General features: G+C 70.5%; 10 protein-coding genes. 6 read left to right on the top strand and 4 right to left on the bottom strand.

What is annotated here, in order from left to right; translation table 11 throughout:
* Positions 1 to 24 precede the first annotated feature (24 nt).
* The 4 genes from AC1MFI_RS03385 to AC1MFI_RS03370 all read right to left on the bottom strand — a co-directional run bounded on the left by AC1MFI_RS03385 (position 25) and on the right by AC1MFI_RS03370 (position 7,140).
* Complete coding sequence (locus tag AC1MFI_RS03385) at positions 25 to 828, bottom strand: DNA-formamidopyrimidine glycosylase family protein (protein ID WP_479819664.1); 804 nt, start codon at positions 826 to 828, stop codon at positions 25 to 27.
* Entirely contained in the window at positions 821 to 5,839 is a 5,019-nt protein-coding gene (locus tag AC1MFI_RS03380; RefSeq protein ID WP_479819662.1) for an Lhr family helicase, read from the bottom strand. Before AC1MFI_RS03380 ends, AC1MFI_RS03385 begins: the two co-directional genes overlap by 8 nt.
* 66 nt (positions 5,840 to 5,905) lie before the next feature.
* Positions 5,906 to 6,607 carry a DUF4232 domain-containing protein gene (locus AC1MFI_RS03375; RefSeq protein ID WP_479819661.1) on the bottom strand — a complete coding sequence of 234 codons (702 nt, stop codon included), beginning with the start codon at positions 6,605 to 6,607 and terminating at the stop codon, positions 5,906 to 5,908.
* Between the two features lie 77 nt (positions 6,608 to 6,684).
* The gene (locus AC1MFI_RS03370) at positions 6,685 to 7,140 is read right to left on the bottom strand and encodes a 23S rRNA (pseudouridine(1915)-N(3))-methyltransferase RlmH (protein WP_479819660.1); all 456 of its coding nucleotides are present in this window, start codon (positions 7,138 to 7,140) and stop codon (positions 6,685 to 6,687) included.
* Between the two features lie 197 nt (positions 7,141 to 7,337).
* Here AC1MFI_RS03370 and AC1MFI_RS03365 point away from each other — a divergent pair, with 197 nt between their 5' ends.
* The 6 genes from AC1MFI_RS03365 to AC1MFI_RS03340 are packed head-to-tail and all read left to right on the top strand — an operon-like array spanning position 7,338 to position 13,985.
* Positions 7,338 to 8,801: an SDR family NAD(P)-dependent oxidoreductase gene (locus tag AC1MFI_RS03365; protein ID WP_479819659.1), complete on the top strand. Its 1,464-nt coding sequence runs from the start codon at positions 7,338 to 7,340 to the stop codon at positions 8,799 to 8,801.
* Complete coding sequence (locus AC1MFI_RS03360; protein WP_479819658.1) at positions 8,798 to 10,336, top strand: methyltransferase domain-containing protein; 1,539 nt, start codon at positions 8,798 to 8,800, stop codon at positions 10,334 to 10,336. The genes AC1MFI_RS03365 and AC1MFI_RS03360 overlap by 4 nt, the downstream gene beginning before the upstream one ends.
* Before the next feature lie 26 nt (positions 10,337 to 10,362).
* A complete protein-coding gene (locus AC1MFI_RS03355) occupies positions 10,363 to 10,605 on the top strand; it encodes a DUF6752 domain-containing protein (protein ID WP_479819657.1) in 243 nt (80 codons plus the stop codon).
* Entirely contained in the window at positions 10,602 to 11,933 is a 1,332-nt protein-coding gene (locus tag AC1MFI_RS03350) for a family 1 glycosylhydrolase (protein WP_479819655.1), read from the top strand. Before AC1MFI_RS03355 ends, AC1MFI_RS03350 begins: the two co-directional genes overlap by 4 nt.
* Positions 11,923 to 13,059, top strand: coding sequence for a glycosyltransferase (locus AC1MFI_RS03345; protein WP_479819654.1), 1,137 nt, complete (start codon positions 11,923 to 11,925; stop codon positions 13,057 to 13,059). The genes AC1MFI_RS03350 and AC1MFI_RS03345 overlap by 11 nt, the downstream gene beginning before the upstream one ends.
* A 5-nt stretch (positions 13,060 to 13,064) precedes the next feature.
* Entirely contained in the window at positions 13,065 to 13,985 is a 921-nt protein-coding gene (locus AC1MFI_RS03340; protein WP_479819653.1) for a phosphodiesterase, read from the top strand.
* Positions 13,986 to 14,001: the final 16 nt, after the last annotated feature.

Raw genomic sequence — 14,001 nt, 5'->3', positions numbered from 1 at the left:
TCCACGTGGTCAGGGTAGTGCCGCTCAGGCCGGGGCTTCCAATCGCGGCTGGCAGTGCGGGCAGTAGTACAGCTCGCGCAGTTCGGTCTCCTTGTCCCCGAGCTGCTCCAGGGCCACGGGTGTGCCGCAGCGCAGGCAGCCACGCCGGGACCGACCGTAGACCCAGAGCGTGTTGCCCCGCAGCTGCCCCGTCGTGGCCCTGGTGCTGCGCGCCTTGTTCGCCTCGAGGAGCTTCTTCGACAGCTCGACCATGCGCGGCAGGTTCGGTACCTCGCCCACCGGGGTGAGCGGGTGGACTCCGGCGAGGAAGCAGAGCTCGCACCGGTACACGTTCCCGATCCCCGCGAGGTTCCGCTGGTCGAGCAGCGCCAGCCCGATGGGGCGTTCGGGTTGTTCGAGCATGCGGCGCAGCGCCTCGTCCGGGTCCCAGTCGGGACCGAGGAGATCCGGCCCGAGGTATCCCACGGCCTCCTCCTCCTCGGCGCGTGGGATCACCCGGAGGAACCCCAACTCGAATCCCACGACGACGGCGTCCGCCGTCTCGAGGATGCACCGGGCCTTGAAGGCAGGCCTGCGCCATTTCTCCCCGTGCGCGTAGACGTGCCACAGGCCTTCCATCTTGAGGTGCGAGTGGATGTCCCAGCCGTCGTTACCGCCGCCGCGGATGAGCAGGTGCTTGCCGCGGGAGACCGCCTCCTGCACGGTGTCACCCGTGAAGTCGACGGTGGCGAAGCGCGGGACCCGGATGTCACAGCGCGTGAGCACCTTGCCCGCGAGGGCGCGGTCCAGCTCGCGTGCGGCCCGCCAGACGGTATCGCCTTCAGGCACGGATCCTCAACCCTCTCGGCGTGGTGTAGAAGCCGGCGTCAGCGAGGGCACGGCCGACCTCCGTGTCCAGGATCTCGCCACCGTTCACCTTCTCGAGGGCCATCTTGTCGGCCGCACCGCGACGGATGATCATGACCAGAGCAAGGGCGGCTGCCCGCAGTACGTCGGCGTCCTCGGTGAACGTCAGCAGGGTCTTGCCGCCACGCTCCACGTAGAGGGCGAGGGCGCCGTCGACCAGCACCACCAGGGCGCCGGCTTTTCGTCCCGCGCGGTGGCCGCCGTCGGCCTGCGGCCAGCTGAGGGCGGCGCCATAGGGGTTGGCGGGATCCGTGGCCGCGAGGGCCACCGCCTTCAGGGGTGGAGCCTCGCCGCCGAGGACGTCCTGCGCCGTCGGCAGCTGATTGTCGGCGCTGAACGAGCGCAGCCGGTCCACGGTCGCGGGGACCGCGAACTGGGCGGCACCGAGGTGCTCGATGAAGTAGCCGCGCCGGCACCTGCCCATCTCCTCGAGCCGTGCCAGCACCTTGTACATGAGGCCGAAGCCACCGGGGATGCCCTCGTTGCCGACAGCCCCGCGCGTGACCACTCCGTACCGGTCGAGCAGCAGCTCGGCCGTGGCGTGCGCGTGCAGCGTCGTCTCGGCCTCCACCATGGGCAGCATGTTCCACCGGCCGGCCGCCAGCGGAGGGGTGGCGCGCTGGTAGCCGCCGCTGCCGCCGTCGTCCGCTGCCGCGTTCAGGCGCATCGAGGCACCCGTGAGGGACTTGCCCGGGGCCCGCCCCAGGCGTCCGGCACGCGACGTCCGAGCGCGGGCCGGCACCGGCCGCTGCTTGTGCGCCGTCTTGCCGTTGGCCAGGAGTGCACGCACCGGCGTGAACGTGTCGTTGCTGATCCGGCCCGCCCACACGAGGTCCCACAGCGCGGTCACGACGGCGGTGTCCGACGTCGCCTCCTGCACATCCAGGAGGTTGGCGAGCTGTCGCAGGAAGTAGCCTCCGCCGCCGGCCAGCAGCTCGAGCAGCGCCGTGTGGAGGGAGGTCGGCTCGAAGGCCGGGTCCGGCCGCAGTGTCAGGGGTGCGTTCTCCGCCAGGTGCAGGGCGATCCACCCGTCGTTGCCGGCGAGGGAGCCGGCACCGGACCACAGGACCTCGCCCGTCGCGGTGAGCTCGTCGAGCATCGCCGGGGTGTAGTTGGCCACGCGCTGTGCGAGGATCAACGGCTCCCATGCGGAGGCGGGAATCAGTACTCCGGAGAGCTGGTCGATCACGGTGACCACGCCGTCGAGTCCGCGCAGTCCCGAGCCGATGTGCTGCCAGGCGGGCAGAAAGCGGCCGTACGCCGTCGGATCGACAGGCTCCACCTCCTGGCGGAGCGCGGCGAGGGAGCGGCGACGCAGCCGGCGGAGCACCTCGGCGTCGCACCACTCGCTGGCCGCGGGCGCGTGCACCGTGATGGTCCCGGGAGCCGCCCCCGAGGCCGCCGAGATGTCCAGGACGGGCACGGACTCCGCGGGGCGGAACTCGCCCTCCACCACCCGCCCGGCACCCGCGAGCCGCTGCAGGGACCCGGCGACGACGGCGACGCCGAGGCCCAGGCGGGATGCCGCTTCGGCGGCGGTGAAGGGACCGTGCGTGCGGGCGTAGCGCCCGATGAGATCGCCGAGCGGATCGGCGACGGGCTCGATGAACGCCAGCGGGATGCCCATGGGCAGCGGGACGCCGAGGGCGTCGCGGAGGCGGGCCGCGTCCTCGACGGCCGCGATCCGTTCGATCCCGGCGACGTGCACGGTCAGCGCGCGGTTCGCCTTCACCAGTGCCGTGACGTGCCGGCGGACCACCTCGACGGAGGCCCGCCCGGGTACCGGGGTGGCGGCGACGGCCATGAGCGCCTCGTCCGAGGGGTCCTCGTCGGAGGGCGCGTCCGGGGACCCCTCCGGCAGTGCGTCGGATCCGGCGCGGGCGTCGACGGAGTCCCGCCCGCCCCGGGATGCCGCGGAATCCGCGACGACCGGCGCGAGGGCGGCCTGTTCGTCCGCCGGTGCCTCGAGCCGCTCGGCGATCTCGTCCACGGTGAGCGGCCCGAGGAGCCGCAGCAGGTCCGCGACGCCCTCGAGCCCCCGGGCCAGCCGGTCCGGTTTGAGGCGTTGCAACTCCAGCTCGGTCTCGGCGATGACCCTGGCGTCCAGCAGCTCCCGCAGCTCCGCCCGGCCGAGCAGTTCGTTGAGCAGCGTCGGGTCCAGCGAGAGCGCCGCCGCACGGCGCTCGGCCAGGGGGGAGTCGCCCTCGTAGAGGAAGGACGCGACATAGCCGAACAGCATGGACCGCGCAAAGGGCGAGGGCTGCTGCGTGGTGACCTCGACGATGCGCAGTTCCCGGCGCTCGAGCGACGCCGCCAGGTCCTTCAGCGCGGGCAGGTCGTAGACGTCCTGGAGGCACTCGCGGACGGTCTCGAGGACGATCGGGAACGTCGGGTACTTCTTGGCGACATCGAGCAGCTGCGCCGACCGTTGCCGCTGCTGCCACAGTGGCGTGCGCTTGCTGGGGTTCTGGCGCGGCAGCAGGAGCGCGCGGGCCGCGCACTCCCGGAAGCGGGAGGCGAAGAGCGCCGATCCGCCGACCTCCGCGGTGACGATGCCGTCGAGCTCCTCGGCGTCGAACAGGAAGAGGTCCGCGCCCGGGGGCTCGTCGTCCATGAGCGGCACCCGCAGCACGATGCCGTCGTCGGAGGCCATCGCCGAGCCGTCCAGGCCGTAGCGCTGTTCGAGCCTGGCGCCGACCGCGAGCGCCCAGGGGGCGTGCACGGGCATGCCGAACGGGCTGTGCAGGACCACCCGCCAGTCACCGAGTTCGTCGTGGAACCGCTCGACGACGAGTGTCCTGTCGCTCGGGACCACCTCGGTGGCCTCGCGCTGTTCGGTCAGGTAGGTGATGAGGTTCCCGGATGCCCAGGCGTCGAGGCCTATCCGCTCACACCGTTCCTGTGCCTTTTCCGGTGTGGACCCGGACATCTCGCGTTGGAAGGCACCGAGGGCCCTGCCCAGCTCGACGGGCCGGCCGAGGGAGTCGCCCTTCCAGAACGGGAGCTTGCCGGGTTGCCCGAACGCGGGGGAGACCAGCACGCGGTCGTGGGTGATCTCCTCGATCCGCCAGCTCGTCGCCCCGAGCGCGAAGACGTCGCCCACCCGCGACTCGTACACCATCTCCTCGTCGAGTTCACCGACCCGGCGGCCGCCTGCGCGCGCTCCCTCGCCCTCGGAACCGACGAGGAACACCCCGAACAGCCCGCGGTCGGGGATGGTGCCGCCGGAGGTCACGGCGAGGCGCTGCGCTCCGGGCCTGCCCGTGATGGTGCCCTCGACGCGGTCCCAGATGATGCGCGGGCGCAGTTCGGCGAACTCGTCCGACGGGTACCGGCCCGCGAGGAGGTCGAGCGTGGCCTCGAAGGCGGACCGCGGCAGGGTGGCGAACGGCGCGGACGTGCGGACGACGTCGAACCACTCCTCGACGTCGATGGTGCCGAGTGCCGCGGCCGCGACGGTCTGCTGCGCCAGGATGTCGAGCGGGTTGGTGGGGATGTACAGCGGCTCGATCTGTCCGGCGAGCATGCGCTCCACGGTCACGGTGGTGTTGACGAGGTCGCCGCGATGCTTGGGGAAGAGGACGCCCTGCGAGACCTCGCCCACCTGGTGCCCGGCCCGGCCCACGCGCTGCAGCCCGCTGGCCACGGAGTGCGGGGACTCGACCTGCACCACGAGGTCCACGGCCCCCATGTCGATGCCGAGTTCCAGTGAACTCGTCGCGACGACGCAGCGCAGGCGCCCCGACTTGAGGTCGTCCTCGATGAGGGCGCGCTGGTCCTTCGAGACGGACCCGTGGTGGGCGCGCGCGAGCAGCGGTTCGGCACCGCTGGTCTGGCCCGCCTGGGCCATCATCTGCGCGGGGGTGGCGGTGGTGTGCGCGAACGACGGCGCTGCCGGTGCTGCCTCCAGGGCCGCCGGTTCGCCGCCGGCAGCCCACACCGCGTCGCGTTCGGATCGCTCGGCGTGGATCTCGTTCAACCGGGCGGTCAGGCGCTCGGCGAGCCGTCGCGAGTTGGCGAACACGATCGTGGACCGGTTCTGCTCGATGAGGTCGACGATCTTCTCCTCGACATGCGGCCAGATGCTCGCCTGGGGCGCGGCGTCGCCGTCGTCCGTCCCGGCGGCTCCGCCCAGTTCCGTCATGTCCTCCACGGGCACGGTGACGGTGAGGTCCCACTGCTTCTTCGACGGCGGCGCCACGATCTCCACCGGGGCGTTCCCCGAGAGGAAACGGGCCACGGTCTCCTTCGGCTCCACCGTGGCGGAGAGTCCGATGCGCTGCACGGGCCTCTCGAGCAGCGCGTCGAGGCGGGCGAGCGACACCGCCAGGTGCGCCCCGCGCTTGGTCCCGGCGACGGCGTGGACCTCGTCGATGATGACGGTGTCCACCTCGAGGAGCGTCTCGCGTGCCTTCGAGGTGAGCATGAGGAACAGGGACTCGGGCGTGGTGATGAGGATGTCCGGTGGCCGGGTCAGCATGGCACGGCGTTCGGCCTGCGGGGTGTCGCCGGACCGGACGCCCACCGTGATGCTCGGGGCGGGCAGGCCGAGGCGCTTGGCGGTCTGGGTGATGCCGATGAGCGGGGCGCGCAGGTTCCGCTCCACATCGACGCCGAGCGCCTTCAGCGGCGAGATGTAGAGCACCCGGGTGCTGCGCTTCGGCTTCCTCGCGGCTGCCGTGCCGCCCTTCGTCACCGACGACGTCGTTGGCACATCGGCGTCCTCGTTGTCCTCGCCCGAGGCGATCAGGCGGTCGAGGGCCCAGAGGAAGGCGGCGAGGGTCTTGCCCGATCCGGTGGGCGCCACCACGAGCGCATTCGACCCGGCGGAGATCGCGGACCAGGCGCCCTCCTGCGCAGGAGTGGGCTCGGAGAAGGCCCCGGCGAACCACTCATGGGTTGCGGGGGTGAACCTCGTCAGCACCTGCGTCACGTCATCATCATGCCCCAGCGCACCGACACTTCACGGAGGTGCCGCCGCACCGGCCGAGCCGCGGAGCTAGGACGCGGGCTGCAGGGTCCCGACGGTCATCAGGACGATCGAGGCGGCGGAGCAGGCCGGGATCTCCTGCGGCAGGACGAGCGAATCGGTGGCACCGGGGGGATAGACGCGAAGCCCGGCCGAGGGGGTGAGCTCGCAGTCAGCGCCGTAGTTCTGGGCGTTGACCTGCTGCAGGGTGGCTGCGGCCGATGCCCCCGGGGCGAGCGTCACGAGGGCCGCCGCCGAGCCGTCGCGGTCCGCCGGGGCGCCGACCTGGGTGCCGGACGCATCGACGAAGGACACGCCGGGGAATCCCTGGAGGGTGCACTCCCGGTCGGAGGCGTTGGTCAGCACGAGGCTCCGGTACACGCTGCCGGCAGCACCGCCGCCGAGCTGGTCCGCGACGGCACCCGTCAGTTGTGCGGCCGTGCAGGGGCCACGTGGCGCGGGCGTCGACGGCGGTGCGGCGGACTCCGACGGCGATGCGCTGGGTGCGGGTGCGGACGACGGCGTCGCCGAGGCCGACGGCGCGGAGGCCTCCGAAGCGCTCGGCTCGGCCGTCGGCGCCGCTGCCTCGCTGGTGGCGCTGGTGGCGCTCGCAGCGGGCGCCACGGCCGCGCCGTCGTCCGGTTCGGACGCGGCACAGCCGCTCATCGCGATCAATACTCCGGTGGCGGCCATAGCCGTGATCCAACGCTTGCTCCCCAGCAGACTAGTCATGCCCTCACCCTACGTCCGGTGCCCCGGACGGCCGGCAGGCGTGCCATGACGTGCCTCGATTGTTACCCGGTAGTGGCCTACTCGTGATGATAGGAGCGGCCGCCCGCGATCTCCTGGGCGCGGTACACCTGTTCGGCGAGGATGAGGCGGACGAGCTGGTGGGGGAACACCAGCGGGGAGAGGGACCAGACGAAGTCGGCCCGCTGGTGCACCTGCTGGTCGACACCGTAGGCACCGCCGATGATCACCGTGACACTGCGCGAGGCTTCGAGCGGTCCCAGCAGGGTCCGGGAGAGTGCCGGGGAATCGATGGCCTTGCCGCGCTCGTCGAGCAGCACCACGAAATCGCCACCGAGTCTGGCGAGGAGCCGCTCCGACTCCTCCCGGCGCGCGGCGTCGTTCTCCCGCGCGGAGTGGGCGATGAGTTGCCATGAGAGGTCAAAGGGCTTCTTCAGCCGCTTCGAGTACCGCTCGATACCCTCCGAGACCCAGCTCTCGTGCTTGCGGCCTACTGCGAGCACCCGGATTGCCATGTCCTCAGGCTATCGCCCGGGGAAGGTCCTCCTGGGTCGATGGCGGACCCTCGTAAGTGAACGCCCGGCGAACGCAAGGCAAAGAACAAGCGCTTGCACAAGGAATTGATTCGCGCATATTTCGCTGCCCAGTGACGCGTGTCGTCAGTACGCTGGCTGAATTCGCCGAAAACCACGAAACTGACGAAGGGGCGGCAATGTCCACCATCACCGACGAGATGGACGCACCAGGCACAGCGGACAGCGAGGCACGCCCCCGACGGCGAACCGTCGGCGTGGTCCTCGCCGGAGGTGTCGGGACCCGCATGGGGCTGGAGATCCCCAAGCAGCTGGTACCCGTCGCGGGGCGGACGAGCCTCGAGCACACCGTCGACATCTTCCAGCAGTGCCCCTTCATCGACGAGATCATCGTCATGATGGACCCGGGGTCGATGGACCGCGCTGAGAAGCTCGTGACGAAGGACCGCTTCCCCAAGCTCACCGGCCTCCTCCCCGGCGGACGCGACCGCAACGAGACCTCCTACCTGGCGCTGCGCGAGATCGCTGCCCCGGGCGCCAAGGTGGTCTTCCATGACGCCGTCCGCCCGCTCGTGGATCCGGCCATCATCCGCGCCTGTGTCGATGCGCTCGACACCTACGATGCCGTCGACACCGGCATTCCCTCCGCGGACACCATCATCGAGGTCGATGAGCACGACATCATCCGCGCAGTCCCGCCACGCGCCTCCCTGCGCCGCGGCCAGACCCCCCAGGCCTTCCGGTGGGACACCCTGATGGAGGCCTACGGACGGGCCCGGACGGACGCGGACTTCGCGGCGACGGACGACTGCTCCGTGGTCCTGAAGTACTGCCCGGACGTCCCGATCATCGTGGTCCCCGGACACGAGGCCAACATCAAGATCACGCACCCCATCGACATCCACCTGGCCGACAAGCTCTTCCAGCTCAAGCACCAGCACGTGGAGCCGGTGCCGCTCCCGGCCGCCTCGCTGCGCGACGCCGTCGTCGTGGTGTTCGGCGGCAGTTCCGGCATCGGCGGCGAACTCGGCCGGCAGCTCCAGGAGGAGGGCGCCCACGTCGTATGCCACAGCAGGACGGGCAGCGGGACCTTCGTCGAGGACCGCTCATCCGTCTCCCGGGCCCTCGCCGATGCCGCCGCCCGGCACGGGCGGATCGACCACGTGGTGCTCACCGCGGGAGTGCTCACCATCGGCGACCTCGTGGGCCTCTCGGACGAGCAGCTCCAGCACGACGTCGGGGTGAACCTCATGGCGGCGTTCGTCGTCGCCCAGGAAGCCCACTCCTACCTCGTCGAGTCGCAGGGGTCCCTGCTGCTCTTCTCCTCCAGCTCCTACACGCGCGGCCGCGCCAAATACACGGTGTACTCGGCGACGAAGGCGGCGCTCGTGAACCTGACGCAGGCGCTCGCGGACGAGTGGAGCGGGGACTCGATCCGCGTCAACTGCATCAGCCCGAGCCGCACCGCGACGCCGATGCGGGAGAAGGCATTCGGCCACGAGGACGAGACCACGCTCGTGCAGGCGGTGGACGTCGCCCGTGTCAGTGCCCAGGTCCTCGCATCCGACATCACGGGGCAGGTGTTCGATGTCCGCCTGCAGCAGGTCGATCCGCTACCGACACAGCTCGAAAGTGTCCGGTGAGCGCGGCCGCCCTGACAGCCGACCCCGAGCGGCTGGTGATCACCGGCGCGCGCATACCCTCGGGTGACGCCCTGTCCGTCCTGCTGGACGGACGTCGAATCTGGACGGTCCGCGCGCCGGAGCCGGGTGATGACGGCGCACTCGCCGTCGTGTGGCCCCCGGCGCTGTCCGAGCGGTTCACCGGACGTGCCCGGCTCGCGGTGGAGCATGCGGGCCGCGAGGTCGCGGCGGGTACGGTTGCGTTCGACGACCACGGGTCCGACTTCGACCTGAGTGAGCCCGGTACGGGCATCCCCCAGGTCGTCAACAAGTGGGGGCGTATCGCGCGGTCCTTCGAGGGCCGCGACGCCACGCTGATCGAGCAGGTCCTCGACGAGGCGGAGCGGCTCGTCCAGGTGCTGCACGGGACACTCGGCATCGAGCTGTTCGTCACGGGGGGCACGCTGCTCGGGCCCGTCCGCAACGGCCGGATCATGGCGCATGACGACGACGCCGATCTCGCCTACCTGAGCGAGCACACCAATCCGTCGGACGTCGTGCTGGAGAGCTTCCGCATCGAGCGGACACTCGTGGAGCAGGGCTACGAGGTGGTGCGGCACTCCGGCGGACACCTGCAGCTCATGTTCCCGGGCGGAACCGTGACGGACCGCTTCTACCTCGACATCTTCACGTACTTCGCGTGCGACGGGTGGTTCTACGGGACCTTCCACGCCCGGGAGCGCGCCGAGTCGGTCACCATCCATCCGCTGAAGGCGTTGCCCGTCAACGGGCGGATGCTTCCCGGTCCGGCGGAGCCCGCCCAGCTGCTCGCGGCCATCTACGGACCGTCCTGGGAGGTGCCGGACCCGACGTTCAGGTTCATCACTCCGCCCGCAGCGTTCCGCCGGTACTACTGGTGGCTCAACCACTTCGACGTCGATCGCGAGAACTGGGAGGATCACCACCGCGCCGAGATAGAGGCCGGTCCGGTCCTGACGCCGTCCCGCCTCGCGGTCGCCACGGCGGAACAGCTGCCGCCGTCGTCGACCGTGCTGGACCTCGGGTGCGGGCTCGGCGCGGACGCTCGCTACCTGGCCGACCGCGGACACCGCGTGCTCGCCGTCGATTTCAGCCGGCCGGCTCTCGCCTGGGCGCAGGACAACCTCGTGCACGGCGAGGGTTCCCCCCGGTTCGAGCGCGTCAACCTGACCATGGCCCGCCACGCGCTGCGCCTGCGGAAGCGGTGCGCCGAGTTGGGCGGGACGGTGCACGTCCATGCGAACCACGTGTTCAACGCCCTCAGCCCGCTCGGGTGGGACACCACGCTGATGCTCGTCAAGCACCTGCTGGCCGTCCCCGGAAGCAGCGGGTTCCTCGAGGTCGGGGTGTCGGAGGGCGAGGGTTCGGCGAGCTGGGACAACTACCGGCCCGTGGAGTGGGAGAGGTTCCAGGAACAGCTTCGCCGGTACTCGCTGAGTGCGGAGGAGCAGTACGACGACGGCGGAGCGGTCGCGGCCTCGAGCCGGCGCGTGCTCGTGAGAAGGGAGATGGGATGACGAATTCAAGGGCAAGGAAAGCAGCGGTGAGCGTCGTACGGCGCAGCGGCCTCGCGGAGCCGTTCTTCGCGCTTCGGGCGGAGGTGGAGAAGCTGCGGTCGGACACGGAGCGCCTGCGCACGGACTCGGAGCAGCTGCGGGCCGAGGTGGTCCGGCTCGACGCGGACCTCGACGAGTCGCGGCGGCTCAACCTGAGGGCAGCCGAGCTGCTCGACGTCGTCTACGAGGAACTGGGCGCACGGCGCACCATCCTGGAGGAGGCACCGTGAGCCGGCAGGGACCGCCGCTGGAGATCATCGGGGGGTTCGAGAGCACCTACATGCCGGCGCACGATCGCGACATCTTCGAGACCACGGAGCACGATCTCCGGTGGCGCGAGGATCTCGGCCTGCTTGCGAAGTCGGGGATCACGCGGTTGCGATACCCGATCCGGTGGCACCGTATCGAGGAGACCGAAGGCACCTACGACTGGTCCTCCACCGATGAGGTGATGGGTCACCTCAGGGAGTACGGCTTCCGGCCCATCGTCGACCTCGTCCACCACACGAGCTACCCGAAGTGGCTCACCGACGGCTTCGCCGACGAGCGCTTCGGCCCCGCCTACCTCCGGTATGCCGAGGCCTTCGCCCGCCGCTATCCCTGGGTCGAGGAGTACACGCTCTTCAACGAGCCGTTCTCCACGCTGTTCCTCTGCGGGCACGAGGCCATCTGGCCGCCGTACCACTCGGGGCTGCAGGGCTTCGTGGACCTGCTCGTGAACGTGCTGCCGGCCGTCGCCGAGGCCAGCCACCTGTACCGCGAGCTGCTGCCGGACGCCCGGCACGTCTGGGTGGACACCTGCGAGTTCCATACGGGTTCCGACGCATCGGGCCGGCGGTACGCGGACATGGCCAATGACCGCCGCTTCCTGGCCATCGACGTCTTCCTCGGCAGGGGGTACGACGTCGACAGCCAGCTCGGGCGCGACCTCGCGCCCGTCGGCGGCGAGCGCCTGCTGTCCCTCCCCACGGGCAGCATCGACGTGCTCGGCCTCGACTACTACGCGCACTGCCAATGGAACTTCTCGGAGGCCGGCGGTACCGCCCCGACGCCCACCCCGCTGCCGCTGGTCGATCAGGTCCAGCAGTACTGGGAGCGCTACGGGCTGCCGTGCATGCTCACCGAGACCAATGTCCGCGGCTCCACCTCGGATCGCGCCACCTGGCTCAAGTACGTGCTCGAGCAGTGCGAGGAGGCCCAGGCGCGTGGCGTGGTGATGGACGGCGTCTGCTGGTTCCCCGTGGTCGACTCCACCGACTGGAATTCGCTGCTCTTCCGCTGCGAGGGCCACGTGGACCCCGTGGGTGTGTACTGGCTCGACGAGGACCTCGAGCGGCGGGCGTCCGTGATGTCGACGTCGTACGCGCTCGCCGCCGGAGGTGCGCATTCCGGCGACCTCCCTGCGTACGTGCTCGGCGAGCCCGTGGCCACCTGGCTGCAGGGCTATCGATCCCAGATGGCCCATTGGGACTGGCAACAGCCTCCCGGAACCGATCTCGGTTCGAGTCTTCCCCGTACAACCACCCGAATGGAATTGAGGATCGTCGATGCAAAGTGAACTCATAGTTTTGTCGCACCTGCGGTGGGATTGGGTCTGGCAGCGGCCTCAACAACTCGTGTCGCGCCTGAACAGGGCGCCCGGGCGAAAGACCTGGTTCGTCGAGGAGCCCCTCACGCCGCAGGGTGCCGAGGTCACGGAGAACCGTCTGGGCACCCTCGAGGCGGACGGCCTGACGCGCGTGTTCCTGGAGATCCCGGAGCAGGGCAGGCACGTCGGTTTCTTCGACGAGGTCATGCCCGACTACGTCGAGCAGCTGCCCAAGCTCATCGGCCCGTCCTCCGGCGATCGCGTGGTGTGGATCTACACGCCGCTGGCACTCGAGGCGGCCCTGGCCCTGGAGCCGACGACGCTGGTGTTCGATGTCATGGACGACCTGGCCGCGTTCAAGAACGCGGCTCCCGAACTGCTCGTGCGGCAACGCCAGGCGCTGCGGAAAGCCGACGTCGTCTTCGCCGGCGGCCGGTCCCTGCACCGGTCCGTGGTGAAGCAGGGGAGGGAGGACGCACACCTCGTTCCCAGCGGTGTGTCCGTCGGCCATTACGCGGCGGCCGCCCAAACGGCGGACCCCGACCGCAGCAAGCCCGTGGCCGGCTACGTCGGGGTGCTCGACGAGCGTCTCGACCTCGACCTGATCGCGGGCCTCGCCGAGCGGCTGCCCGAGTGGGAGATCCGCATGGTCGGTCCCATCTGCAAGATCGAGGAATCGGACCTGCCGCAGGCGCCGAACATCACCTACCTCGGACAGCAGGCCTACGAGGACCTGCCGGGTCACATGGCGCAGTTCGACGTCGCCCTCATGCCGTTCGCGCTCAACGAGGCGACGAAGTCGATCAGCCCCACCAAGACGCTCGAGTACCTGGCGTCGGCGCTGCCGGTCGTGTCCACACGCGTCGCGGACGTCGTCGCGGACTTCCCAGGGGTCGTGGACCTGCAGGACGACGCCGAGGGGTTCGCCGCCGCGTGCGAGGAGCTGCGGGGCCGGGCCGGCAAGGCGCCGTCACCCGAGCTGCGCCGGCTGCTCAGACGCCACGACTGGAGCAGGATCGCGGAACTGATGGACAAGCTGATCTTCGACCAGGAGCGGTCGACGCCGGAACGCGCCACGGCCGAGGCGACCGCCTAGCGCCCATGCCGACTCCCAGCGGGCGGGAGGATGCGGCCCTCTCCAGGGAACATCCTCCCGCCGACCACCTCCTCCTCCATTTCAGCGACACGCATTTCGTCGCCGACGGCCTGCTCTACGGCGGCGTCGACGGCCGGGAGCGGCTCACCCAGCTGCTCGCGGCGATCGGCCGGTCGGGAGTCCGGCCGGACGCGCTCGTCTTCACGGGCGACCTCACGGACGCCGGTGACGCCGAGGCCTACTCGTCGCTCCGCGACGTGGTCGAGCCCTTCGCCGAGCAGTTGCATGCACCGGTGATCTGGCTCATGGGCAACCATGACAAGCGGGCAGCGTTGCGCTCGGCACTCCTGGGTGAGCCGCCCGAGGAGGCCCCGCTGTACCGCAGCTACCGAATCGGCGGGCTCCGCGTCATCACACTCGACACCTCCGTGCCCGGGCACCACCACGGGGAGCTCGACGACGTCCAGTTGGCCTGGCTCGAGGCCGAGCTGTCCCGGCCCGCACCCGAGGGCAGCATCCTGGCACTGCACCATCCGCCGATTCCGATGGTCCAGGACCTCGCCGTCCTGACGGAGCTGCGCCGCCAGGACCGGCTCGCGGAGATCGTGCAGGGCAAGGACATCCGCCTGATCCTGGCCGGGCACGTGCACTTCCCGTCGTCGTCCCTGTTCGCGGGCGTGCCCGTGTCCGTCGCGTCCTCCACGTGCTACACACAGGACCTCAATGTTCCGGTGGGCGGCATCCGGGGCATGGACGGCGCGCAGGGCTTCAACCTCGTGCACGTCCATCCGCACACGATCGTCACGTCCTTCGCGACACTCGGTTCCTTCGCGACGGTGGGGGAGTACGTCCCGCCGGAGGAGGTACGACGGCGCCTGATGGCGGCGGGCGCCGACCTCGCGTCGGGCAGCCGGCCGCGGCGCTGAGCAGCAGAAGACGCTG

The sequence above is a fragment of the Arthrobacter sp. BC5 genome (assembly GCF_056680255.1).
Note: the sequence above shows the minus strand (reverse complement) of the source record. Positions and strands in the feature narration are given on the sequence as shown.